Genomic DNA, 24,654 nt, shown 5'->3' with positions numbered 1-24,654 from the left:
GGGGTTATTATGCAAATATGTTTAGCGGGATTCACCTGGCTTGCGTGTGTTGTTATCGCTGTAGTTTATTTTTAATCAGCTTTAATGTCTTCCAATTAAAAAAGAGCGTCATGAGTTTAGTGATGCCTCCGCTTGGGTAAGGCAAGGTGGGCGCCGGCAGATGCAACTTATATGACTCAGCCTTTTGCACCAAATCCGAATACAACGGATAGGCTTCGTATATAAAATTTTGCCATATATTGGCACACGATAAACGAGCGTTTTGGTCATCCCTGACATTCAAAAGCGTTTGGGTTGCCTGTTCAATTGATAAATATGCCGACTCAAAAGCTTTACGCGTTTTAGTATCTGAAAGACTACCTTTTATTCCGGACCGATAGTACAAACAAGCATCGGGCGTAAAAAGCACGGTTTGACTATTTACTAAAACCCTCGTAAAAAAATCAAAATCATTGATCAGCGACAGGCGTTCATCCCATAATCCGGCTTTAACGATAATCTCCCGTGGGATTAGCCACAATGCACACTGCATCATAGGTTGGGCATTTTTCCACGATTCAACCAACCATTCAGTTGAAGGCATATCACGCCATACCGACTCGGGGCTTAATTTAAAAGTGTTTAAATCGTTGTCGTAAAATCGCCCCCATTGCGCCGACGCTACATTTAAGGGCGTGTAATTCAATCGGGCAACCTGGCTTGCCAGCATTGATGGAGATAAAATATCATCAGCATCAAAAAATTTGATCAGGGCGCCATTTGACATCTTAAATGCTTTGTTCGCTGCGGCACATTGCCCCTTATTTTCCTGATGAAAGATTTTTATTCTTTCATCAGGAAAAGTTTTAATGATTGACACTGTTTCGTCTGTCGAGCCATCATTAACTATAATCAGTTCCCAATTTTTATAAGTTTGGTTAATTACTGACCGTATAGCTTCGGCAATAAACTGCCCTGCATTATAAGCAGGCATACATACAGAGACCAATGGCTGCATTAATTTGACCTTAAATGTGGTTTAAACAATCTGATCAGCTTTTCGCGGAGCCATACGGCGCCAAATGGATGCAAATGTGTTAAAGCATTAAAAACTCTGCCACCGTTACTGGAATACGGATAGCCCAACTTTTTACAGATAGCTAAAGCCTTTTCCATATAATCATAGGCCTCTCCGACACCTAACGCCGCCACGCACTCCCATAGTTTATCAGCTATCTCTTTAGGGTAAATTGCGCCGTGGGTTAAAGCGGTATCCTCCAAAACGTAGTAATTGGAGATAGCGCATTTAAGGTAGTTTGCAGACGACATGCTAACCTTATACCGGTAATTAATACAGGTAATATCAGGCAGATAATCAAAGTATAAACCAGCTTTGGCCATACGCTGGTGCATTGCGTTATCTTCGTTATATAATACCCTGGTATCCGTATTAAAGCCGCCGGCATTTAGAAACTTATCTCGTCTGTACACCCCAAAATTCACAATTTTACGCATAATAGCATATTTAAGCGGGTCATTTCGCAGCGCCAATGCATCGTAATTACCCGCGCCCAAAATTTCGCCCGAGTAAGCGTCAACATAATTGTAATTTAACAATAATATGTCTTTCTGACTGCCATTACGCTCAATCCACTGATGTACACTGGTTGTAAAATTTGGCAGTAGATCGTCATCAGCATCATGAAAATGTATCCAGTCGCTTTTTACCGAGGCAGCCAGCGTATTCTTGCCGAATGAACACCCCCGGTTTACCTCACCAGATATAACTGTCGCACCAAATTGCTTCGCTATTGCAGCGGTATCGTCTGTACTGCAATCATCGTAAACCCATATTTCGTTGAATGGTATAGCCTGCTGCTGCGCCGACGATAACAAACGCGGAAGAAAAGCTGCTGCATTGTATGCCGGTATGCAAAGTGCCAGCGAACTCATTTGTATAATTTGGCCTTGATGCGTTTTAAAAAATAGTTTTTCAAGGTGGCAAATGGCTGTTTATCTAAAATCTCATCGATATCAAACCGGTGTTCATCCGGACTATAAATAGTTTCAAGATAGCTATTTGCAGGCTTTTTTGTAAAGCCGGTAATGGTAGCCTTATAAAGTTCAGCGTTTAATTTGATAATCATTTCAGGCGCCAGTTTTGTCCTTAGTGTATTTATCGCGTTATCAACAATCGCTGAATAGTCGGCTTGATCCAGGGCGTTAACCTTTTCAATTAATAGCGCCAGCGCCTCAACATCATCAGCCGGGTATTTAAAGCCATTTTTTTCATGCTCAATCAACTCAGACGCACCCACGCCCTCCGAGCAAATTACCGTTGTACCGCTTGCCATAAATTCCAGCACGGTAAAATTAAACATGTCCCAGGTTGATGGTACAATGCCAAATTTCGCTTTCCGCTGCAATAAAGTAGCCTGATCTTGCAAAACGGGCTTTTCAAACAGAACGTTCTTATTATAAATCTGCGGATAATTGATGGAAAGATATTGACTTGTGGTTTGCTTATCTTTAAAATGCATATCCCGCCCAAACCATTTAATTAATGGCGGTTTTTTAATCAGCTGAACGGCCTTACACAACTGCTCAGCCCCTTTCCATTTTTGTATGCGGGCCGTTACTAAACCAAAATTATCGCGCGAGGCGAGCGGTATGGGCTTGATTTCTGTTTGATAGACAGGATAAATAACCGCTACTTTCTTTTTATTAAATAATCCATTCCAAAAGTCTGCGTTAGCCGTACTATGAGAAATTAAGGCATCAGCCAGCGGCAGCAGCGCCAGTTCGGCCGACTGAAACAGATGCATACCCAATGGTTGATTGTTAGTTGATTCATGCAGCGCAATCTGCCCCGAACTGCCGTGTAAACGCACAACCACCGGCTTTGAGTATTTTAGCACCCAGGGTATAAAACCTAAACCAAAATCTGTGCATTCAATAATGTCAAAAGCATCTGTCTGCCCGGCCTGCTCCCACATGGCCCAGGCCGCCGCCAGGTTATTCCTGAATTCAGGAAATAAATCATATTTACTAAACAGCTTAAGGTGGCGTTGGTAAGCCAACGGCTTAAGATACTCAACCTCGACACCATCAATATTAAAAGACTCATTAGTTTGGGTATAACCGCTTCCTACAATTACCTTAATACTGTGGCCATAAGCCTTCAAGGCTTTTATGTATTGCAGGTAATAGGTAGATATACCACCGCCTGAATGAGGATAGTACTCAGGAAGTATGAAAAGTATTTTCAAGTAAAAATTTTTCTAAAATAGTATTCAGGCACTCCGGACTTCGCGTTTTTCTCAGAAAATCTCTAAACGTATACACCTTGCCGGCGTCATAACCATTTCTGATAATGTTTAGTGTATCGCTAACAAAAAAAGCCGGTCTTAATGGTAAAAACATGCCGGCAATTTCTGCAGGATAACTCAATGGTGGTTCGCCTACCGGCATACAGCCCGCATAAGCGCACTCATAAAATTTTAACAGTTCAATTTTACACCGGGTTGGGCATAAAAGCATATACTTAAATAGTGATAAATGCTCAACAAACAGCGCACCGACTACCCGATGTGCGTGTTGCTTTTTTTCTGAAAGCTCGGCATAGCCGGGGTGCTTTAAAATTGAAAAGAAAAACGGCCGCAGCCACGAACGGGTAACTTTTTTCCAGACGCTATATCTATATGGATAAACTTGTTCATTTAACGCTCCGGTTATGACAATACGATTTAGTTTAGAGTTGCGCTCAACTTCACGTTCCTTAAGATACGGATAAGGTAAGTGAATAAACCGATGCTTGTATTGGCCTTTTAATATGTCCGCTAACTCTGTGGGCTGATACACCGAAAGCAAAAACGTATTTGCACATTCCGACATCCGGCTTAAAAATTCATAATAATGATGGCGCACGTTCTCCATAAACGGATCAACAATTTTCAATAAAAACGTGGTGTCACTATTTTGGCGGATAATTATCTCCAGTTTAGCTGCCTCATCGGCAGTTATGCGGTTATCTACAGCAAAAATTTCTTTTTCTGTTACATTTAACTCACTGACCTTTACCACGGGCCACCCCATATTATTGGCATAACCATGGCCGGCATCGTCGCATATCAGTAAATTATAATCAAGCTGATCAGATAAGATATAGTTTATCACTAACAACGTTTCAGCATATTTTTAATGCGATTGTCTACAGTACCGCCTAATACAAACTTCCGGATAAAATATAAATTTTTGACACTAAGCGGCCTTAGCCACAGCAACCTGGTTAGGTATTTTAACTGCGTACTTTTTGGATATCGATTAGCGTATAGTGCGATCAAAAAACTCTCGGTATTAATTATTTCGGCTGCCTTAATCTCCGGTTTGGTTAATGAGGTGTGATAAGGTAACAATGCTTTCCATTTATCGGTTAACGCTAATTGCGCTTCAACCCACTGTTGCGTATTGCCGCCATACGAAAAATGCTCGATCAGTATATCGTATACCACTACCACATCGCCATTAGCTGCTTGCCCCAGCGAATAGTCAATATCATAAGCATGGAAGCCGGTCAGGCTTTCTTCGTCAAATGGATATTTCTGGTGGTTTGATTTGGTAACGGCTAAGAACATACCATCGAGCGTGGCAACACGGCTACGCTTTTCGTCAAAGGGATTATCGTAATAATGATCTATACCGCCGTCATATTTACGCTGCAATTGGTTAACTCTGTTTAATTGCTTAATTGGAATAAAAACACCGCTCGGTGTTACCGTTTTTATTAAACTGCCCAGTACGCCAACTAATGAAACGCTGTTTACTGAAAGATGCTGAATAAGGTATTGCCCCCAATTTTCGGTATGAAACAAAATATCTTCATGTATAAAACACAAGTAAGGGTATTTTGCCCCAAATGCGCCTTGGTTATAAGCCTGCGCAATGGAATATTGATTTTGGGTGTTATTAATTATGATAATCTCGAAATCATCTAACCCAATAGTATTTTTAATATTCGCAGATACCCGGGCGCTAAGTTGCTCATTAACCGAACATATAATTATTGAAATCAACTGTTATTAATCTTAATCTGGGTTTCCTCCAGATACCTCGTCCCCCATTTATGATCAGGCTCTAAATGGTTTCCTTCGGCCCACTCATTCCAGGCATTGATAAACAGGTAAGGCTGTTCGCAATTAAACTCATCAATAATATGCTGTAACCACCTGCCATAATCAGTAGGGTTAGCATCTTTGAAAATAAATCCGTTTTTCCTTTTTCGGGCAGTATTATCCCAACCGGGGGTTATGCCGGGGATAAGTTTAGGCCGATAGTAGTTTTGATGGATGATGTGGTCGACATACTTTTTATAGCTAACAATTTTATGATTGTAATAAGCCGATTCGACGCCAAATAACTTATTTTTTAATTTATGAGACAGAGGGGCAAACTCTTGTGTAGGAGCCAATGAAAAATTGGGCTGAAAATCTATTACATAGTCTGAACCGGCAGCTAAAACATCTTGGTAGCTTACTGTCGAATTCATGACGCCAATTACGAGGCCCGGAAAACCGGCTTTCACAACTTCGGTACGCCATGTATCTATCGTTCGCTTCAAATCAGGCAATAAGAATGGCTTATAAATAACAAAAAATGGCTTGCCATCTATTTTAATATACCTGTCGTCTGCAAAAACCTTGCAAAGAAATTGAATATGCTCCAGGTCATCAGCGTCGCTATAGTCCTGAGCAATTAGCACATTGCTTTCAGCGCCGTCCCAGGTACGGGTCCAGTTTTCATTGGCCCAGCAAAGCATAAACGGAAAATCTGGTTTTTTAGTTCTCAGAATTTCATCAATTGGCTCGTTCATTAACCTTTTGCCGTTAAACCAATAATGGTAATAGCAAAAACCATAAATACCATATCGTTTGGCCATCTCGGCCTGTGCAATCCGTGCCTCTTCAAGCCGCAGGTCGTAATAACCTAAATCAGCCGGTAAATGCGGCTGATAATGTCCCTTAAATAAGGGCTGTGCTTTTGTTACATTAGTCCACTCAGTAAATCCCTTCCCCCACCACTCATCATTTTCTTTAAAAGGATGATATTGAGGCAGATGGATCGCAATAGGCTTGATTGAACCTTGATTTTTCAACTGTATTTTATAATTATTGTAGTTGGGCCATTTTTATTATTTTAGCGAATCTTTAACCACTTGGCAAAATACTTAGCCGTCGTTCGTAAATAATTACGTTGGTCGTTGATAAAAAACTGCTTATAGGTATTTAGTTTTAAAAACTGAGTGCGATAGGAACTAACGTGCTTGATCATTATAAAATTCCACGTTTCGCTTTTCTTTTCTTCGGAGATCTTTGTGATCATTGAGTTGCCAGAAACTCTGTACTCATATAATTCTTCATTTAAAAATTTAAATCTGAAATTCTTCAAGTGGCAATGTAACCAAAACTCCCAATCCTCGGCACCCTGTACAGGCATATTTTCATCATATCCGCCCACTGCCTCCCAAACTGCTTTACGATAAATTGCGCAAGCATCTATGTAATTTCCGACAAACAAAGCATCGCCATCAAATTCGTGAGTTATAAATTTTCTTGTTGGTATATCTTCCCCAAAAAAGAAAGGTCTTGCATAAACTATATCACAAACGTTATTATCTAAAAGGGCTATAGCCTTGTCTAAATATCCTTTCCTGATTTTGTTGTCGGCATCGAGTGGTAATATATAATGGCCACGCGCCTGTTTAACACCTTGGTTTCTGGTATAGCCTAAACCCTGGTTGGCGTGAGTAATAACATTAAATCCCTTTTGCTCGTATGCAGCTAGTATATCGAGTGTAGTCGCATCGTCCGATCCGTCGTTGACTATGATCAGCTCCAGGTCGTTATAATTACAAGCTAAAACGCTGTCAACCGCTTCTTTTAAAAAAACACCGTCATTATAGCAGGGTATTATAACAGAAACTTTCAAAACCTTTTGCTTTTTGTTGCCACTACCACATAATTCATGGTATTACTGAAGTCGCCTGTTCTATCGTCTAACGACAAAAAAAAGCGATTGATTCCTCTTATTCCACCAAAGGCTCTTAAAAGTAGTCGCGCCACTTTTCCTTTTATTCCTTTTATATGATAAATGTCGGGGTGTAAGGCGTGCAAAAAAGCTTGTCCTGCTACTGCCCACTTGCCGCCATTGGATTCGATTGATTTGATCTCGAAGCCTGCGTTTTCCAAAATATAAACAAAACCGTGTTTAGTGAAACGGAAAAAGTCATACGGTTCTTCGTGTAATGGCCAATACATGGGGCCGCTCAATATAAACGCCCCGCCAGGGACTAATAACCTATAGGCCTCATTAACCAGACCCTGATGGTCTTCAACGTGTTCAATGGTTTGGGTTGAAATTACTGTATCAAAGGTTTCGTTTTGCAGTGGAATATTATTTGCCGGGCTTAGTATATCAACACAATTTTTGCTTGACTGAACGATATCACAACCGATATAATCAGTAATATAAGGCGTAACAACATCAAGGTAAGGTTTGTTACCGCAACCAATATCCAACAGTTTACCTTTCGCATTATTAACCAGGGCGGCCTCAAGGCTTTTGTGGTATGAATGATAATGCAAAAACCATATATGATCTGTATTTATTTGTAAACAGTTTAATCTGTTCAGATTTTCTTCTCTCATTTAATTTCTGTTAAGGCAACTCGGTCCACTTAAAATTTTCGGTATACACACATACATCTTTCTGCCAACCCCAGGGTATCATTTTATTAGGCATTACAACTTCAAATTCGCAAATCCTATCTATCTCCTCAAACTTTGTGAAAGATTTTGTCTCTGCCAGGTGCAATCTCAGGTAATATACATTTGCATATAGCCGGCATTCAGGTAGCACGCATCTTAACCGGCTAAGGCCATTTTGCTGCAAGCTAATATTATCGTTATCAAATGTATAAGTGTACACAACGGGCACATCATGCTCATTCATAATTTGCAAAGAAAGTACTAACCCTTCTACCGGATGCGGAGACATAACATCGATATCTATAAAAAGATCTTTACCATTCATATGCGTTAGATCAGGTTCAGAAACAATTACCTCTGCGCGTGTTATGTTAGGGTGCCCGGTTTTAGGTTGGGCAACATAAGCGCCTTTGTCTTTTACTTTGCTGGTTAAATACCTGTCTATAACCTGAGGTGTGTTGCCAAACGTATCTAAACCGCCATTTATCAAATAAATTGAACGCGAGGTGAGGGTAGAGACCGCCGCCAAATTATGGCTCACAAACAAAACCGTCCTACCCTCGCCTTTACTTACCTCACCCATTTTGCCGAGACATTTTTTCTGAAACTCGGCATCGCCTACGGCCAGTACCTCGTCTACAATCAGTATTTCGCTCTCCAGATGCGCCGCCACGGCAAATGCCAGCCGTACATACATGCCTGACGAATACCGCTTAACCGGTGTATCTACATAGCGCTCTACACCGGCAAAATCAACTATCTCATCAAATTTCCGCGTAATTTCTTTTTTGCGCATGCCCAATATAGCGCCATTCAAATAAATATTTTCACGACCGGTAAGCTCCGGATGGAAACCGGTACCTACCTCAAGTAAGCTCGCTATTCGCCCGCGTATTTTTACAGAACCTGTTGTGGGCGATGTTATCCGGCTCAATATTTTAAGCAGCGTACTTTTGCCGGCCCCATTCCGCCCTATAATACCCACGGCGTCGCCTTGCTCAATTTCAAAATTGATATCCTTCAGGCTCCATACCACATCGCCCGTGCCGCTGGTGGTACGATCATTTGTTTCCCCGATCTTCAGGAAAGGATCTTCTTTTCCACGCAGGCGGGCCCAATAGCGTTCCAGGTCGCGCGAGATGGTACCCGTTCCGAAGTCGCCCAATTGGTAGGCTTTTGACAGCCCTTCTACTTTAATTGCTTTGATAAGATAAGTATTAGTTGACCGGGCACAGCTTCGCCCCGTCAGTCACAATTTTTTTTTGACCGCTAAGTTTAGTCATCTAAAAATACAGCATTTGCTATAAATCAACACATCGGCCTTGCTATCTGCGATAACATACCGAGGGCTTAAATTAGCAATTTATACGCTATTGACAGCATCGAAGATGGCCAGGCCGATATTTCATCCTTTAATGAAGCGCTGACCAATAAATCATTGATAATAATATGCTGAATAAAACAGAAAAGCTTATAAAATAAGTAAGGCCCCTGATGGGCAGGGACCTTTACTAAACCAATTATAAACCTAAATTATGAGAAGACTTTTTTTATGTTGCTATCAGAACATTGTCCCGTTTGCATGGTGTAAAGGTAACACTAACATTTTTACTGTGCAAATTTATTTTTGTAATTTTTTTGTAAAAACGAATCTCGAACCTATCACATTACTAAATTATACCACAAAACGTTAGCATTGTAGTAATTTCAATCAATTTACACCAATTTAAACCATTCGCAAAAGAATTTCTGCCCGAAAAAAAGTTTTCAGGACAACTTTAGCGACATTTTTCAACTGTTTTTAACAAAAACATAAAAAAAACAGCAACTTCTTGTGGTTTTTTAGATTTTCAACAAAATATTGATATTATTTTGATCAAAAATATCTGCGCATCGTTTAACCGGAAGTTTTATTTTTATTTTCTGCTATTAAAAACATCCGACAGCTAAATTTCTTCAACTACTTCAAATGCAGCGCGAAATTATTACTTAATGTAAACATGCATGTTAAATTGGTTTTACATTTTTGTAAACATATATTATTATGTCCATGACTAAAGCTACGCCTAAACAACACCCGCATTTAACAAACACTACACTATGGGTTATGACCATTGCTACCGGTTTGGTAGTAGCCAACCTGTATTATAACCAACCCCTGCTGGTGGACATTGAACGTACTTTTAAAGTAAATAGTGCCAAAGCAGGGCAGGTTTCTGTATTTACCCAGGTAGGTTATGCATTGGGCATGTTCTTTATTATTCCGCTTGCTGACATGTTTAAACGCAAGCGCCTCATGCTAATTGATTTTGCATTTATGGTTGCCTCATTACTATTGGCGGCTACAGCGCAAAACATTACTATATTAATTATAGCTAGTTTATTAACAGGCGCATCATCAATGATACCGCAACTGCTTATACCTATGGCAGCTCATCTGGCGCATCCGTCTGAAAGGGGTAAAAAAATAGGCGTTGTAATGAGCGGCCTATTAATAGGTATATTACTATCGCGCACGTTTAGCGGCATTGTAGCTGCACATTTTGGCTGGAGGGCTATGTTTTATATAGCTGCCGGCTTAATGCTGGTAATGTGGGCGCTCATTTATTTTTTACTCCCCGAGGTTGAGCCCGATTATAAAGGCACTTATAAAAACCTGATGTTATCCCTGGTTTACCTGGTACGGGACGAGCCTAAACTCAGACTGGCGGCAATTCGTGGCGCCTTATGTTTTGCCTGCTTCAGTGCATTCTGGAGCACATTAACCTTTTTGTTGGCGCAAAACTTTCATATGGGTAGCGACATTGCGGGCTTGTTTGGTTTGGTAGGAGCCTTTGGCGCGCTGGCTGTTGGCGCTATGGGCCGTCTGAGTGACAGAATGGACCCGTATCACCTCTCTACTTTTACATTGGTACTGGTGATTATATCATTTATCATATTCCAATTTTCAGCCAATAGCATGGCCGGGCTTATTATAGGTGTGGTTTTAATGGATATGGGGGTACAGGCAACACACATTTCTAACCAGGCCATCATCTTCGCTATAAAACCTGAGGCACGTAATCGTATTAATACCATATATATGGTAACCTATTTTGTGGGAGGCGCCCTGGGTACGTTTGTGGCTACGCAATTGTGGCATCTTTATCAGTGGACAGGCGTATGTATATTAGGTGTCGTTGTGTCGGCAATGGCCACGATTTTGCACCTGGCTAACCGCAAAAAAATACAAAATCAGCCTACAGTTGTACAGTCTTAAGTACTGCTATAATTTTTCGGATTCTGGTTTTCTATACACTTTTTTCAGCCGAGTTATTTTTTAAACAGATAGACACATCCTGATTTTCAGCATTTTACACCGCAATGTAAAATAATCCTGATGCGTCCGTGACTTTTTTGAACCGCTTTTAAATTCTTGGCACTTTATTGGAGTAGTATTTATCAACCATCAGCAATTATATTATGACTGTTGAAGATAAAAAACCAGAAACCGGTAAAGAAAAGGAATGGGAAAATCCAAAAGATCCGACCCAGCCCAGTGATGAGCGAGATAAGGAACAATTGTTAAGACAATATAAAGAAGCGAAACGCCGCCACGACAACTTAACTGAGAATCAAAAGAACGATAATACTAAAGAACATTAAAAGGCATACATTATGAAAACTATCAACCAAAAACCAGCCGTTAGCAAACTAGTTGCTCAATTTGATGCTCAGTTAAAAGAGATCATAATGAATGATTTAAAAATGTTAAAAGGCGCTAAAGTGCAATTTTTAAGAGCGATTAAAAACGAGCAATTATCAGTTGCTTAATCTATAGAGACATCAACTGCTAAACTAAAACTTAAAGACATCTACCTATGAAAACTTCACAAAAACCAGCAACAAGCAAACTGTTGATACGCTATGATAATGAGTTAAAAGCATTGTTAATGCAAGACCTTAAAGCTTTCAGACAAAGAGGTCAGTTCACCAGCAACAACCAAGCAGCCGCACAACAACAAGCTGCCTGATCAATCATATACATCTACCTATAAAAATTTACTACCTATGAAAACGTAAAGCCCTGCATTTTTTGCAGGGCTTTATTTTTTTCGGGTGTCGATACGCAAACGTTTCGCTTTTAATTTGGTTTTTGCCAAAAAGCGTCCGCATTATTAGTTGCATATTTTGATTTGGCAACGTCGGCTATTGCATTTTGATTTTTAGTCGATTTAAAACCTTCGGGATAAAGGCTTATGTAGGTTACTTTCGGTTTGCCGGTTTTAACGGTTTCCAAATCCCATTCGTTGCTGGCGGTACATTGCAGCCAGTATAAGTTTTTCGACATATAATAACCCAGGTACCAGCCTTGCGAATTTTTGTGTTCATTGTTCATATTGGCATCGTCGTTTAACACCAACTGATCGCCTTGATCGTGATATAACTTATCGCGCACCTCCTGAATACTTTGCAAATTACCATGCTTGTCGGTTATATAAGCATACATCGCAGCATCCATCCATACCCATTTGTTTAAAGTTTTTGACCACACCACATCAATTACATGACAATCAACGTCAGCCGAATCTTTGGGCATACAGGTAATGGCACGCGCCTGAAAGCCTTCGGCCAAATAAACGTCTTTTAAAATAGTGGCCATCATGCGGCAGTTCACGCCGCGGTTTTCTTTTTTGCAAACCTCGATCAGATCCGCACCATTTTTATGAAGCGGATTATCTGAGCTGCCGTCATATTTAACCACATTATGAACCCATTGTAGCAAATTCTTGATCTTTGATAACTCATCGCCATTACCTGCTACAGAGTCAAGTTTGAATTTATCTCTAAACTTAACTAGTGCCGAAGCATCGGCATTTTGGTAGGTAATTTTTGGAAACGAGATATCTACTTTCTTATTGTACGCTCCCGAACTGCGCAGTATATAAGCAAAGTCCCAATGTTCGCGAATGGCTTGCAAAGCGGTCAGAAAACGTTTTTCTCCGTGCAAACTTTGCAGATCGCTATCCTGGGCGGCCAGGTTGTAGTTGCTAAAGCCAACTTGTTGGGCTTTTTCAAAAGCATTCAGCGCCTCGTTCGTCTGGCCTGAAAGCGCATAATAGCAAGCCAGGTTGTAATACATACTGGCTTCGGTTTGTTTGAAATCCTGTTTGAGCGATATAGGTAAAGCGCTGTACAAACCCATCCATTCGTTCATTAAACTAATGGCAACGGCATACTTTTTTTGGTGTTCTAAACTTTGTCGTTGGGTTTCTACTTTCTTGGTGTAGCTATCAAACGCCACACTATCTGTTGTGCCCGACATTTTTTGTGCCGACAGGTTCATTACCGATAAACAAAACATCCCAATAAAAAAAAGCTGCTTCATGATAATAGGTTTGCTATCACAAAGTAAATGTTTGTGCTACTTTTATTTCAGAATTTAACATTATTTAACCTACTTCCTGAAAAAAACAGGAGACGCAAAGTGTTACGCCTCTAAGTCAAACACCAAATTGCTGTAAATGATGATCAAAATGTTTGTAATCAAGTCGGCCGGCTTGTTCTGCACTTAGCTTTCCAAAAAACGGATGCAGAAAGCCTTGGGTATATTGCGTATGTTCTTTAAGCAGCGTAATTAATTTTTCTCTTTCAGGATTGATATCGCCATCGCCAGTTATTTCAAAACCGGGTACGGTTGGCAGGTTACGTTTCACCGGACCATCCTTCAGCATATCTTTCAAAGCAACTTTTCCAAATATCTTTCCAATTAAAGACTGCTTATATAGTGTTTTATTCATCGCCATCTCCTCCCATTTGCTTAGATGCTTGAGCATTTGGTAGACGTTCATTTTGCCCCACAAAGGGCTACTATCGGCTGTTAGTAAATTTATTCGGGCTATCAGCTTATCGGCTGCGCTTTTTTCGGTTATAGTTTCCATATTAAGCAAAAAATATGCTGATCAAAAATAGCCAACCGCGTTAATTTACCGCAGGCAGTTTAAGACAAATAAAATGGGCAAATGCGCCAAATCATTGACATGATTATTATATTATAATAACCCCTCGCCGCCACCCGAAATATGAGGGACTATTAACGTCAAGACCGAGCCGATTTATGGGAATAATTCGAAATTAGTGTTTCATCAAAAGGTGTTTCACTCATTTTAGCGACATTAGTCAAAAAACCCTTAAGATACTGGCAGTAAAGCATTTATACCAGTCAGTCTAAAGTTTTACTACTGTTTCAAAGTGTTTCACTCTATTTGAATAAACCACTAATATTCAACTAGTTAATCCAAAAAGGTGTTTCAAAGTGTTTCATATTTTTGTGAAACACCTATGGCTGTGACGTCGTACTGTATTTTCTGATCAGCGCAGCAGTTTTGGCCGATGCGCCGGGTTCACCCATTTTGCCGTCAAGGACGTCGTAATTATTGAGCATGGCTTGGCGATAGTTATGGTTGTTTACTATCATGTCTATCTCTGCACCGATAGCCGCCAGGTTGCACGCTTCCTGTATCAACTCCTTAACAATGCCTTTGTTTACGATGAGATTAACCAGGGATATGAACTTAATTTTAACAACAACCCGGGCAATACCGATAGATACCGGATTGCCTTTATATACTACAACCTGCGGTACGTTAAACAAAGCTGTCTCTAAAGTAGCAGTACCTGAGGCTACAACAGCCGCATGAGCATTGCTCAAAATATCGTAAGTAGCGTTAAACAGCACAGGTAAATCGCGGCCTTTCAGATATTGTTGATAGTAGTCGGCATTAAAAGAGGGCGCCCCGGCAACAACAAACTGATAGCCGGGAAACTGATCGGCCACTGCGAGCATATCGGGCAGCAGGTAGTTGATTTCCTGCTTGCGGCTCCCCGGCAGTAAGGCAATAATGCGCTTATCGCCAAGTTTATTTTTAGTGAGGAAATCGGGATCAGGCTTGAAAGCTGCCACGGCGTCTAAAAGCGGATTACCCACATAATCAACCTCCATACCCCAGTCCTTATAAAAATCAACCTCAAAGGGCAATATGCAAAACAGGTGATCAACTACTCTTTTTATCTTCAACACCCGTTTTTGGTTCCAGGCCCAAACCTTGGGCGATATGTAATAGTAAGTAGACAAGCCCTGCTCTTTGGCAAAAGCGGCTATTCTTAAATTAAAACCCGGAAAATCAATCAATATCAAAACGTCCGGCTGATAACCGTCGATATCCTGCTTGCAGAAAGCGATATTTTTTTTGATAGTGCGCAAATGGGCTACAACCTCAAAAAACCCCATAAATGCCATATCGGCATAATGCTTTACCAGCGTGCCGCCTTCGGCCTGCATCAGGTCGCCGCCAAAAAAGCGAAACTCGGCCTGCGGGTCAAGTTTTTTTAGCTCCTTCATTAAATTGGCTCCGTGCAAATCGCCCGAGGCCTCGCCGGCTATGAGGTAGTATTTCATTGCCTTAATTTACGCTTTAAATTTCCAGCTGTTTAACACCGGGATGGCGTGATGCGCCGTCATATCAAACTGAATGGGCACTACAGAAACATAGTTATTCTCTAAAGCCCATGAATCGGTATCTTCACCACGATCATTCACCTGGAACACGCCGCTTAGCCAGTAATACGGGCGTTTATAGGGGTCATGGCGTTCATCAAACTCCTCGGCCCATTTGGCATTGGCCTGGCGGCAGATCTTGATACCTTTTAAATGCGGACCTGCCGGGAAGTTTACGTTAAGCAAAGTTGCTGTAGGCAAACCGTTTTCCAATACTTGTTGTGCAATTTCTTTAACATATCTGGCGCAGTGACTAAAATCAGCCTGCATGGTATAATCATCTAACGAAAAACCGATGGACGGGATACTCTCGATAGCTCCCTCAACCGCTGCCGACATGGTGCCCGAGTACAACACATTGATACCATTATTCAACCCATGGTTAATACCCGATACGCATAGATCAGGCTTTTTGCCTTTAAATATTTTGGTAACGGCCAGTTTCACGCAATCAACCGGGGTGCCTGAACAGGCATACATTTCAATATCCTCGTAAATATCTACCTTATCCAGTCGCAAGGGTTTACCTATAGTAATAGCATGCCCCATTCCAGATTGCGGACTGTCAGGCGCTACCACCACTACGCGGCCCAGCTCTTTCATAATATGCATAAGCACTTTTATGCCAGGTGCGGTTATGCCATCGTCATTTACTACTAATATGGTGGGTTGGGTGTTTTTCATGATGGCTCAAATTTACGAAAACGCGGGCAGCATTTGTACCTATAATAAAAAAGCCTCCGTCATCTGACGGAGGCTTAATCTTACAAATCGTTAAGCCATTTTACCAGCTCATCCCGGCCTTTGCCGGTTTTTTGCTGCAGCTTACCTAACAGCTCATCGTCCTTACCTTCTTCACGAATCAGATCGTCATCGGTCAGGTCGCCATAGGCTTGTTTTATTTTTCCTTTCAGCTCGTTCCAGCCGCCTCTTAATTTTAAATCGCTCATGATGTTTTTTTATTAGATGTATATGAGCAACAAACGGACAGGGCCTAAAGTTTAACCATATTTCAAATCTTCACTTACAAAGCTCCCGCCTTTATCTCATCAACCACCGCCGGATCAAGCAATGTCGAAGTATCACCTAAATTAGAAGTATCCCCTTCAGCTATCTTTCTCAAAATACGGCGCATGATCTTGCCTGAACGCGTTTTTGGCAAACCGCTTACAAACTGTATTTTATCGGGTTTGGCTATGGCCCCAATAATGCGCGATACAGTCATGATGATATCTTTGCGGGTCAAATCTTCATCGCCGCTTTTATGGGGCGCCACCACAAAGGCATAAACCCCCTGTCCTTTAATATCATGCGGATAACCCACCACGGCCGACTCCACTACAGTACTATGCATATTAATTGCATTCTCAACCTCGGCCGTGCCAATGCGGTGGCCTGACACATTGAGCACGTCATCCACCCGACCAGTGATACGGTAATAGCCGTCCTCATCGCGCAGGCAGCCGTCGCCGGTAAAATACATATCCTGGTAAGCAGCAAAATAAGTTTGCCGGCAGCGTTCATGATCACCATAGGTAGTACGCAGCATGCCCGGCCATGGAAACTTTATACAAAGGTTTCCACTTACATCATTCCCCTCTATTTCTTTCCCGCTCTCATCAAACAAAGCAGGTTGTACACCAGGCAGCGGCAAACTGGCATATCCTGGCTTTAACGGGGTAATGCCGGCAATTGGTGTTATCATGTGGCCACCGTTTTCAGTTTGCCACCAGGTATCTACAATCGGGCAGTGACCATGACCAATTTTTTCGTCAAACCAATGCCAGGCTTCCTCATTGATCGGTTCTCCTACTGAACCCAATTTGGTGAGCGAGCTCAAATTTTTTCCTTTCAGAAAATCATCGCCATAACTCATTAACGAGCGTATGGCGGTAGGGGCCGTATATATTATGTTTACTTTAAACTTATCGACAATATCCCAAAACCTGCCCGCATCAGGATAAGTAGGTACGCCCTCAAACATAAGTGAGGTTGCTCCCTGAGAAAGCGGACCGTATACGATATAAGAATGTCCGGTTATCCAGCCGATGTCGGCGGTACAGAAATAAACTTCATCCGGCTGGTATTGAAATGTAGTATCAAAAGTATATCCGGTATAAACCATATAGCCCCCACAGGTATGCACTACGCCTTTGGGTTTACCGGTTGAGCCCGAAGTATACAGAATGAACAGCATATCTTCGGCATCCATCACTTCAATCGGGCACTCTTTATGTCCCTGGGTTTCCACCTTCCTGATCTCGTCCTCCCACCAAACATCACGGCCTTTGATCATAGCGACAGGCGTGCGGGTACGGGTTAATACGATTACTTTTTGTACCGATGGACAACGAACCAGCGCATCATCGATGATTGATTTTAGTGGGATTTCTTTCGCTCCGCGGAAACCACCGTCGGCAGTGATTACGATATTGCAATCGGCATCCTGGATACGATCGGCTATTGATTGGGCCGAAAATCCACCAAAAACAACCGAATGAGTGGCACCAATACGGGCACAAGCCAGCAGCGCGATAGCCAACTCAGGTACCATTGGCATATAAATACATATACGATCGCCTTTTTTGGCTCCGTTGTTCTTTAACACATTGGCAAACTGGCAAACTTTATCATGCAATTGCCGGTAGGTCAGCACCCGGTGATCTTCCTTCGGGTCATTCGGTTCCCAGATAATGGCGGGATTGTCACCAATAGTTTCCAGGTGGCGGTCGAGGCAGTTTTCAGTAATATTGAGTTTAGCGCCTTCAAACCATCTGATTTTGGGTTCTTTAAAATTCCACTCTAAAACTTTATCCCATTTTTTACGCCAGGTAAACGTATCGGCTATGTCGGCCCAAAATTCTTCGGGCTGTTCAACACTATATTTATATACGTCCTTATAATGGTCGAAAGAGGTAATTTTCATAACATGGTAATTGGTGAGCGAAAATTAGCGATTTCTATATGAAAAATACATTTTATTAAAAATGGTTTAGGTTTTTATTGCCCGTTAACTGTTTAAAGCGCTATTTTAGCATTAGTTTTACTGCAAGCGAGTGCGCTGCCTGCACCGTTTAGTGACTGATTATTATTTTTTTAAAATATTTTAAAATCAGTATTGTCTATTCAACATAAAATCCTGATATTTGCAATCCCTTTAATAAAAGGGTTTTAAAAAACAATTGTCATGTCAAGAATTTGTGATTTAACAGGAAAAGCGTCAATAGTTGGTAACAACGTTTCTAACTCAAACCGCAAAACTAAACGCAGGTTTCATCCAAACCTTAAACTTAAAAAGTTTTATATCCCTGAAGAAGATAAATGGATTACTTTAAAAGTATCTACATCTGCTGTTAAAACTATCAGCAAAAACGGGATAACTGCTTGTATCAACAAGTTTGTAAAAAAAGGATATATATAGTAGTTATACGTTAAACGTTTTACGTTATACGTAGGGCTGCTAACAAATAACATCACATTTGAAAATAACGTAACACGTACAACGTGCTACGTAAAACATAAAATAAGATGGCTAAGAAAGGTAACAGAGTTCAGGTAATTTTAGAATGTACAGAGCATAAAGCAACTGGTTTGCCAGGTATGTCTCGTTACATCACTACCAAAAATAAAAAGAACACTACTGAAAGATTAGAGTTGAAAAAATTCAACCCGGTTTTAAGAAAAGTAACTGTTCATAAAGAAATTAAATAAGTTATACGTTGGACGTTTTACGTTATACGTATTACAGTAATTCAATTAAAAAACTTCGCGTAAAACGGTAACGTATTACGTAAAACATTTAAAAACATGGCAAAGAAAGTAGTTGCAACCCTAAAAACCGGTGCAGGTAAAGAATATTCAAAAGTTATTACTATGGTTAAGTCGCCTAAAACCGGTGCTTACTCATTCAAAGAGTCAATCGTTCATAACGATCACGTAAAAGACGCGATCGCTGCAGCGAAAAACTAATAAAAACTTTGACAAAAGTATAAAGCCGTCTTGTTTTAACGAGAGGGCTTTTTTTGTATTTGCTGATTTGCACTTATTCAAATTTGCAAATAAACTGAATAAATGATTTAGGGCTTATAATAGTAAATTTGCATTATGGCATATTTGCATCTGCATATCTGCACATACGCACATTCGCACATCTAAAAGTATGGGACTATTTGATTTTTTTAAGAAAAAAGAGAGCACACCACAAGAGCAGGAAGCACTTGAGACGGGCCTGGAAAAAACCAAGGACAACTTTTTTTCAAAAATTACCAAAGTAATTGCCGGCAAATCAACCGTTGATGATGATGTGCTCGATGAACTGGAAGAAGTGCTGGTAACCTCAGATGTAGGCGTACAAACTACGCTCAAAATCATTGACCGTATACAAGCCCGCGTTGCGCGCGATAAATATGTAAGCACTTCAGATTTACAAGGTTTACTGCGCGATGAAATTCAGCAACTTCTGGCTGAAAATAACAGCAACGATTTTTCAAGCTTTGAATACGGCGACCATAAGCCTTATGTTATTATGGTTGTAGGGGTTAACGGTGTGGGCAAAACTACCACCATCGGTAAACTCGCCCATAAGCTTAAAGCAGCAGGTAACCAGGTGGTATTAGGCGCGGCCGATACTTTTCGTGCCGCTGCGGTAGATCAGATAAAGCTGTGGGGCGAACGTGTGGGGGTTAAAGTAGTGGCCCAGGCGATGGGGTCTGACCCGGCATCTGTAGCTTACGACACTTTAAAATCGGCGGTAGCCAATGGCGACGATGTAGCTATTATTGATACAGCCGGCCGTTTACATAACAAAGTTGGTTTGATGAACGAGCTAACCAAAATTAAAAACGTAATGCAAAAGGTTGTTCCCGGTGCTCCGCATGAAATATTGCTGGTGCTGGATGCTTCAACCGGTCAGAACGCCATTGAACAATGCAAGCAATTTACCGAGGCTACAGCAGTGAATGCGCTGGCGCTAACCAAGCTGGATGGCACTGCCAAAGGCGGTGTGGTAATAGGCATATCAGACCAGTTCAAAATACCCGTAAAATATATCGGCGTCGGCGAAGGCATGGATCATTTACAGTTGTTTGATCGAAAAGCTTTTGTTGATAGCCTGTTTAAAAATTAAACCCCCAGCCCCTAAAGGGGAGTGACGCAGGATAGTGAATAGAGAGAATGAAGACAAAGAATAATCAGCCGATACAAATTTCAAAGCCCCGGGTGAACGTAGTGACGCTTGGTTGCTCCAAAAACACATACGACTCTGAAATATTAATGGGCCAGTTAAAAGGTAATGCTTTTGACGTGGTGCACGAGGCGAACAAAGTAGGTAAAGACGATATCATCGTAATTAATACCTGCGGATTTATTGATAACGCCAAGCAGGAATCAATCGATACTATACTTGAATATAGCCAGCTTAAGGATCAGGGCAAAGTTGGCAAGGTTATCGTTACCGGATGCTTGTCTGAGCGTTACAAGCCCGAACTGGAAACGGAGATACCTAATATTGATGCCTATTTCGGCACCAACGACCTGCAAAACCTGTTAACCTCTATCGGTGCAAATTATAAGCACGAGTTAATTGGCGAACGTTTGCTAACCACTCCATCTCATTTTGCTTACTTTAAAATTGCCGAGGGCTGCAACCGCCCCTGCTCATTCTGCGCTATCCCGCTCATGCGGGGTAAACACCTGACCACACCTATTGAGGATTTGGTTAAATCGGCAGAAAAACTAGCCAAAAACGGCACTAAAGAGTTGATATTAATTGCGCAGGATTTGACCTATTACGGCTTGGATTTGTATGGCAAACGTAGTCTGGATGAGCTGCTTCGTCGCTTGTCTGACGTTAATGGTATTGAGTGGATTAGATTACAGTATGCATACCCTTCAGGTTTCCCGATGGAAATTCTGGATGTAATGAATGAGCGCAGCAACATTTGCAAATATATGGATATGCCGCTTCAGCACATCACTGATAACATGCTGAAATCAATGCGTCGTGGTATCACTAAACAAAAAACCATCGATGTAGTAAATGAAATTCGTGACCGTGTACCGGGCATTGCAATGCGTACCACCCTGATTACCGGCTACCCTGGCGAAACTGAGCGGGATTTTGAAGAAATGATGCAATGGGTTGAAGATACCAGGTTTGACCGCCTGGGTTGCTTCACTTATTCGCATGAAGAAAATACACATGCACACTCATTGATTGATGACGTCCCCGAAGAAGTAAAACAAGAACGCGCCGACAGCATCATGGAACTGCAGCAGGAAATATCTTTCCAAAAAAACCAGGAAAAGATTGGCGAAACTTTCAAAGTACTCATCGATAAAAAGGACGGCCAATACTTTGTTGGCCGTACCGAGTTTGATTCGCCAGAGGTTGATAACGAGGTTTTGTTAGACGCAGCTACCGATTATGCAACAATTGGAAGCTTTGTAAACGTTAAAGTAGACTCAGCGGAGGATTTTGATCTTTACGGACATATAGTTCGATAGGCATTTTTAGAATCGCATTGAAATATTAAATCAAAATATCGTACAGGCTGTTATAGTTCAACAGCAATGGTATCAACATGAAGATTGACAGTATTTTAGGAGCCGCTAACTCATCTGCAAACGTTAGTTTTGTTTACGATTTAAATTCTAATCAGTTTAACTATTTTGACAACGAGTTAGAGCGTCGGCTAAATATCAAATCAGAAACTGACGAAGTCCTAAGTATCATACATCAAGACGACCTTCGCACACTTAAACAGCATTTCGAGCAGTTACTTAAAGGTTGGTTTGATGGGAATATCGAATTCAGAATTTGTATCAATAAAAATATCCGTTGGCTCAGGCTTACTCCTTTTTTGTTATCAGATGACAATGACAGAATCATCATAGGTAATCTTCTGGACATAACCGCCGAAAAGGAAAACTTCTATTCGCTGGAGAAGTTTGCCAATAAAAAAAACTCCGTTTTAAATATGCTCTCGCATGACCTGCGCGGCCCGCTTGAAATTGCCAGAATGCTGGCGCAATCATTAGAAAGCAATGCGACAGATCCACAAATGATAAAAAACCAGTCGCAAAATCTGGTGAAGATATTAAAACAAGGGTTGGATATTGTTAACGATCTGATTCAGCGTGAAGCAACCGAAACCATGAGGGTTGAACTGGTAAAAAAGCGGATCAATTTATCGGTAACGCTAAAAGAGTACATGGACGAACTTAAGCTGTCGGAACAAGCTTTAAATCGCGTCATCAATTTTTCCAGCTCGCCAGAGAACATTTACGCAGACATAGATGAGGCTAAATTTATGCAGGTGCTAAACAACCTGGTAAGCAATTCGCTTAAATTTACCCGCAAGGGGGATAAGTTAACGATGACTGCAAAAGAGGCGAATGGCAACGTACTAATTAGCTTTAGTGATACCGGCATCGGCATACCACAAAAATATCATACAGAACTTTTTGAAAAGTTCACACCTGCACGTCGAAAAGGACTTGATGGCGAACCAAGCATAGGCCTGGGGCTTTCCATAATCAAAGATATTATAGAATGGCATGGCGGACGGATATGGGTTGAGAGCGAAGAAAATCAGGGTACAACATTTCACTTTGAAATGCCAAAAAGCAACTGACTTAACCACATCAGGCGGTCTTTTCATTGTAAAATAAAATAAAGCCGTTGTGTAGAATATGAAATGATTTTACATTTGACCCAATGGATGTTGCCTGTATAAGCTATAAAGAAACCGGATATTTTTCTCCAACGGTTATTGACTACCTGGAAGATAAACCAGAATTGCAACCTTTTTATAATTATCGGCCCACTTTTGATGGTTTTGCCGAACTACTGAAACATAAAAAAGTAATTGCAAACCGCAACTTGCTGGCCGATACGCTGACCGATCAATACGAGATCATTGTGAGATATGCGCGTATTTGGGACCCACTTTACGGTATATCTGAACAGGTAAGACAAAACATCAGTAGCTTAAGGCAAGAAAACACTTACACCATTACCACTGGTCATCAGTTAAATATTTTTGCCGGCCCGCTTTATTTTATCTATAAGATAGTTACGGCCATAAAACTGGCACAGCAACTTAAAGAGAAATTCCCGGATAAAAACTTTGTGCCCGTTTACTGGATGGCGTCAGAAGATCACGACTTTGCCGAGATCAATTACACCACTATTGGCGGGAAAAAGGTACACTGGTGGCATGAGGCATCAGGTGCTACGGGCCGCATCCATCCTGAAACTATGCGCCAGGCTTTGAATCAATACAAAGGCGTATTGGGCATTAATGGTTTCTCGGCTGACCTCGGTAAAATTGTTGAGACCGCTTACACCAATTTTGATAAACTGGCAGATGCTACCCGCTACCTTGTAAATGAGCTGTTTGGGCAATATGGTTTAGCGATTATTGATGCCGATAACCGTGGGTTTAAAAGGCACTTCGCTCCTATTATTGAGCAGGATATCATCCGGCAAAACAGTTTCAAAAACATTAGCGTTACTAATGAGAAATTAGTTAAGCAAGGCGTTCATATACAAGTAAACCCACGCGAGATTAACTTTTTTTACCTGAAAGGCTCACTGCGGGAGCGCTTGGTTTTTGAGGATGGACAATATAAGGTTTTGAATACCGATATCAGTTTTACCGAAGACGAACTGAAACAGGAGATAAATGCCTTCCCCGAAAGATTCAGCCCTAATGTTGTAATGCGCCCAGTATACCAGGAGTGCATTTTACCTAACATCGCCTACGTTGGCGGCGGCGCAGAGGTAGTTTACTGGTTGGAATTAAAGTCAAACTTTGATCATTATCAGGTTGATTTTCCTATTTTAATCCTACGTAACTCCGGGCTGATTATTCGCAAAGAATCGGCGGCCAAAATTAAGCGCATGGAACTGTCACCTGCCGAAATTTTTAAACCGACCGATGCCCTAAAAAACTACTGGATAAAAAAACACAGCGAACATGAGCTATCTCTGCAAACCGAATGGGCCGGGTTGTCAGCTATATTTAACCAGTTAGCACAAAAAGCCCAAAAGATCGACCCAACGCTGGGCCCATCAACCGAGGCTGTACAGACGCGCTTAAAAAAGGCAATTGATAACCTTGAAAAAAAGCTTATTCGCGCCGAAAAACAAAACTACCATACCCGTTTGGAGCAAATAGACCATATTAAAGCCGAGTTATTCCCGGGAGATAGCTTACAAGAGCGTAATGAAAACTTTGGTTTGCTTTATGTAAAATGGGGACAAAGTTTTATTGATGAGCTGATCCGTGCATTTGAACCGTTGGATTTTCAATTTACCGTACTGACAGAGGCTTAATACCCTTTATAGAGACACAAAAGTATGCGTCCCTA

At 41.2% G+C, this 24,654-nt stretch carries 26 protein-coding genes; 11 read left to right on the top strand and 15 right to left on the bottom strand.

What is annotated here, in order from left to right:
- Positions 1-52 precede the first annotated feature (52 nt).
- Genes ACFS5N_RS13350 through ACFS5N_RS13310 form a run of 9 tightly spaced genes read right to left on the bottom strand, consistent with a single transcriptional unit; the run spans position 53 to position 8,907 of the window.
- Positions 53-997 (bottom strand): glycosyltransferase family 2 protein, encoded by a 945-nt coding sequence (locus tag ACFS5N_RS13350; RefSeq protein ID WP_377186256.1) that lies wholly within the window; start codon positions 995-997, stop codon positions 53-55.
- A complete protein-coding gene (locus ACFS5N_RS13345) occupies positions 997-1,932 on the bottom strand; it encodes a glycosyltransferase family 2 protein (protein ID WP_377186253.1) in 936 nt (311 codons plus the stop codon). The genes ACFS5N_RS13350 and ACFS5N_RS13345 overlap by 1 nt, the downstream gene beginning before the upstream one ends.
- Positions 1,929-3,248 (bottom strand): glycosyltransferase family 4 protein, encoded by a 1,320-nt coding sequence (locus ACFS5N_RS13340; protein WP_377186250.1) that lies wholly within the window; start codon positions 3,246-3,248, stop codon positions 1,929-1,931. The genes ACFS5N_RS13345 and ACFS5N_RS13340 overlap by 4 nt, the downstream gene beginning before the upstream one ends.
- Positions 3,223-4,155 (bottom strand): hypothetical protein, encoded by a 933-nt coding sequence (locus ACFS5N_RS13335; protein ID WP_377186247.1) that lies wholly within the window; start codon positions 4,153-4,155, stop codon positions 3,223-3,225. Before ACFS5N_RS13335 ends, ACFS5N_RS13340 begins: the two co-directional genes overlap by 26 nt.
- Entirely contained in the window at positions 4,155-5,051 is an 897-nt protein-coding gene (locus ACFS5N_RS13330) for a glycosyltransferase (protein ID WP_377186244.1), read from the bottom strand. The genes ACFS5N_RS13335 and ACFS5N_RS13330 overlap by 1 nt, the downstream gene beginning before the upstream one ends.
- Positions 5,048-6,130, bottom strand: a complete 1,083-nt coding sequence (locus tag ACFS5N_RS13325) for a glycosyltransferase WbsX family protein (protein ID WP_377186241.1) — start codon at positions 6,128-6,130, stop codon at positions 5,048-5,050. The genes ACFS5N_RS13330 and ACFS5N_RS13325 overlap by 4 nt, the downstream gene beginning before the upstream one ends.
- Before the next feature lie 41 nt (positions 6,131-6,171).
- Positions 6,172-6,963: a glycosyltransferase family 2 protein gene (locus ACFS5N_RS13320; protein ID WP_377186238.1), complete on the bottom strand. Its 792-nt coding sequence runs from the start codon at positions 6,961-6,963 to the stop codon at positions 6,172-6,174.
- Complete coding sequence (locus tag ACFS5N_RS13315) at positions 6,960-7,682, bottom strand: class I SAM-dependent methyltransferase (RefSeq protein ID WP_377186235.1); 723 nt, start codon at positions 7,680-7,682, stop codon at positions 6,960-6,962. The genes ACFS5N_RS13320 and ACFS5N_RS13315 overlap by 4 nt, the downstream gene beginning before the upstream one ends.
- Before the next feature lie 10 nt (positions 7,683-7,692).
- Complete coding sequence (locus ACFS5N_RS13310) at positions 7,693-8,907, bottom strand: ABC transporter ATP-binding protein (protein WP_377186232.1); 1,215 nt, start codon at positions 8,905-8,907, stop codon at positions 7,693-7,695.
- A gap of 879 nt (positions 8,908-9,786) precedes the next feature.
- Between ACFS5N_RS13310 and ACFS5N_RS13305 the strand changes: the two genes are divergently transcribed.
- From ACFS5N_RS13305 to ACFS5N_RS13290, 4 genes are all read left to right on the top strand, one after another.
- Positions 9,787-11,001, top strand: a complete 1,215-nt coding sequence (locus ACFS5N_RS13305; RefSeq protein WP_377186230.1) for an MFS transporter — start codon at positions 9,787-9,789, stop codon at positions 10,999-11,001.
- 203 nt (positions 11,002-11,204) lie between these two features.
- A complete protein-coding gene (locus tag ACFS5N_RS13300; RefSeq protein ID WP_377186227.1) occupies positions 11,205-11,387 on the top strand; it encodes a hypothetical protein in 183 nt (60 codons plus the stop codon).
- A 12-nt stretch (positions 11,388-11,399) separates the two neighbouring features.
- Complete coding sequence (locus ACFS5N_RS13295; protein WP_377186224.1) at positions 11,400-11,555, top strand: hypothetical protein; 156 nt, start codon at positions 11,400-11,402, stop codon at positions 11,553-11,555.
- Positions 11,556-11,602: 47 nt separating this feature from the next.
- Positions 11,603-11,755, top strand: coding sequence for a hypothetical protein (locus ACFS5N_RS13290; protein WP_377186221.1), 153 nt, complete (start codon positions 11,603-11,605; stop codon positions 11,753-11,755).
- 110 nt (positions 11,756-11,865) lie between these two features.
- Here the strand turns inward: ACFS5N_RS13290 and ACFS5N_RS13285 are convergent, their stop codons facing one another.
- The 6 genes from ACFS5N_RS13285 to acs all read right to left on the bottom strand — a co-directional run bounded on the left by ACFS5N_RS13285 (position 11,866) and on the right by acs (position 18,205).
- Positions 11,866-13,110, bottom strand: coding sequence for a TPR end-of-group domain-containing protein (locus ACFS5N_RS13285; protein WP_377186218.1), 1,245 nt, complete (start codon positions 13,108-13,110; stop codon positions 11,866-11,868).
- Positions 13,111-13,225: 115 nt separating this feature from the next.
- Entirely contained in the window at positions 13,226-13,663 is a 438-nt protein-coding gene (locus ACFS5N_RS13280) for a DUF1569 domain-containing protein (protein ID WP_377186215.1), read from the bottom strand.
- Between the two features lie 398 nt (positions 13,664-14,061).
- Positions 14,062-15,180 (bottom strand): lipid-A-disaccharide synthase, encoded by a 1,119-nt coding sequence (gene lpxB, locus ACFS5N_RS13275; RefSeq protein WP_377186212.1) that lies wholly within the window; start codon positions 15,178-15,180, stop codon positions 14,062-14,064.
- Between the two features lie 9 nt (positions 15,181-15,189).
- Entirely contained in the window at positions 15,190-15,963 is a 774-nt protein-coding gene (surE, locus tag ACFS5N_RS13270; protein WP_377186209.1) for a 5'/3'-nucleotidase SurE, read from the bottom strand.
- Positions 15,964-16,043: 80 nt separating this feature from the next.
- Positions 16,044-16,229 carry a CsbD family protein gene (locus tag ACFS5N_RS13265; RefSeq protein ID WP_377186206.1) on the bottom strand — a complete coding sequence of 62 codons (186 nt, stop codon included), beginning with the start codon at positions 16,227-16,229 and terminating at the stop codon, positions 16,044-16,046.
- Between the two features lie 74 nt (positions 16,230-16,303).
- Positions 16,304-18,205 (bottom strand): acetate--CoA ligase, encoded by a 1,902-nt coding sequence (acs, locus tag ACFS5N_RS13260; protein WP_377186203.1) that lies wholly within the window; start codon positions 18,203-18,205, stop codon positions 16,304-16,306.
- Positions 18,206-18,466: 261 nt separating this feature from the next.
- On the opposite strand from acs, the gene rpmB reads away from it, so the two are divergent.
- The 7 genes from rpmB to bshC all read left to right on the top strand — a co-directional run bounded on the left by rpmB (position 18,467) and on the right by bshC (position 24,619).
- Positions 18,467-18,700: a 50S ribosomal protein L28 gene (gene rpmB / locus ACFS5N_RS13255; protein WP_144247620.1), complete on the top strand. Its 234-nt coding sequence runs from the start codon at positions 18,467-18,469 to the stop codon at positions 18,698-18,700.
- Between the two features lie 107 nt (positions 18,701-18,807).
- Positions 18,808-18,990, top strand: coding sequence for a 50S ribosomal protein L33 (gene rpmG, locus ACFS5N_RS13250; protein ID WP_377186200.1), 183 nt, complete (start codon positions 18,808-18,810; stop codon positions 18,988-18,990).
- Between the two features lie 96 nt (positions 18,991-19,086).
- Positions 19,087-19,248: a DUF4295 domain-containing protein gene (locus ACFS5N_RS13245; RefSeq protein WP_377186197.1), complete on the top strand. Its 162-nt coding sequence runs from the start codon at positions 19,087-19,089 to the stop codon at positions 19,246-19,248.
- Positions 19,249-19,438: 190 nt separating this feature from the next.
- Positions 19,439-20,404 carry a signal recognition particle-docking protein FtsY gene (ftsY, locus tag ACFS5N_RS13240; protein ID WP_377186194.1) on the top strand — a complete coding sequence of 322 codons (966 nt, stop codon included), beginning with the start codon at positions 19,439-19,441 and terminating at the stop codon, positions 20,402-20,404.
- 47 nt (positions 20,405-20,451) lie between these two features.
- Positions 20,452-21,783: a 30S ribosomal protein S12 methylthiotransferase RimO gene (rimO, locus tag ACFS5N_RS13235; protein ID WP_377186191.1), complete on the top strand. Its 1,332-nt coding sequence runs from the start codon at positions 20,452-20,454 to the stop codon at positions 21,781-21,783.
- A 77-nt stretch (positions 21,784-21,860) separates the two neighbouring features.
- Entirely contained in the window at positions 21,861-22,913 is a 1,053-nt protein-coding gene (locus tag ACFS5N_RS13230; RefSeq protein ID WP_377186188.1) for a PAS domain-containing sensor histidine kinase, read from the top strand.
- 83 nt (positions 22,914-22,996) lie between these two features.
- A complete protein-coding gene (gene bshC / locus ACFS5N_RS13225) occupies positions 22,997-24,619 on the top strand; it encodes a bacillithiol biosynthesis cysteine-adding enzyme BshC (protein WP_377186185.1) in 1,623 nt (540 codons plus the stop codon).
- Positions 24,620-24,654 lie beyond the last annotated feature (35 nt).

It is taken from the genome of Mucilaginibacter ximonensis (assembly GCF_042686265.1).
GTDB classification, from domain to species: Bacteria; Bacteroidota; Bacteroidia; order Sphingobacteriales; family Sphingobacteriaceae; genus Mucilaginibacter; species Mucilaginibacter ximonensis.
This window is presented reverse-complemented; position numbering and strand designations above follow the sequence as displayed.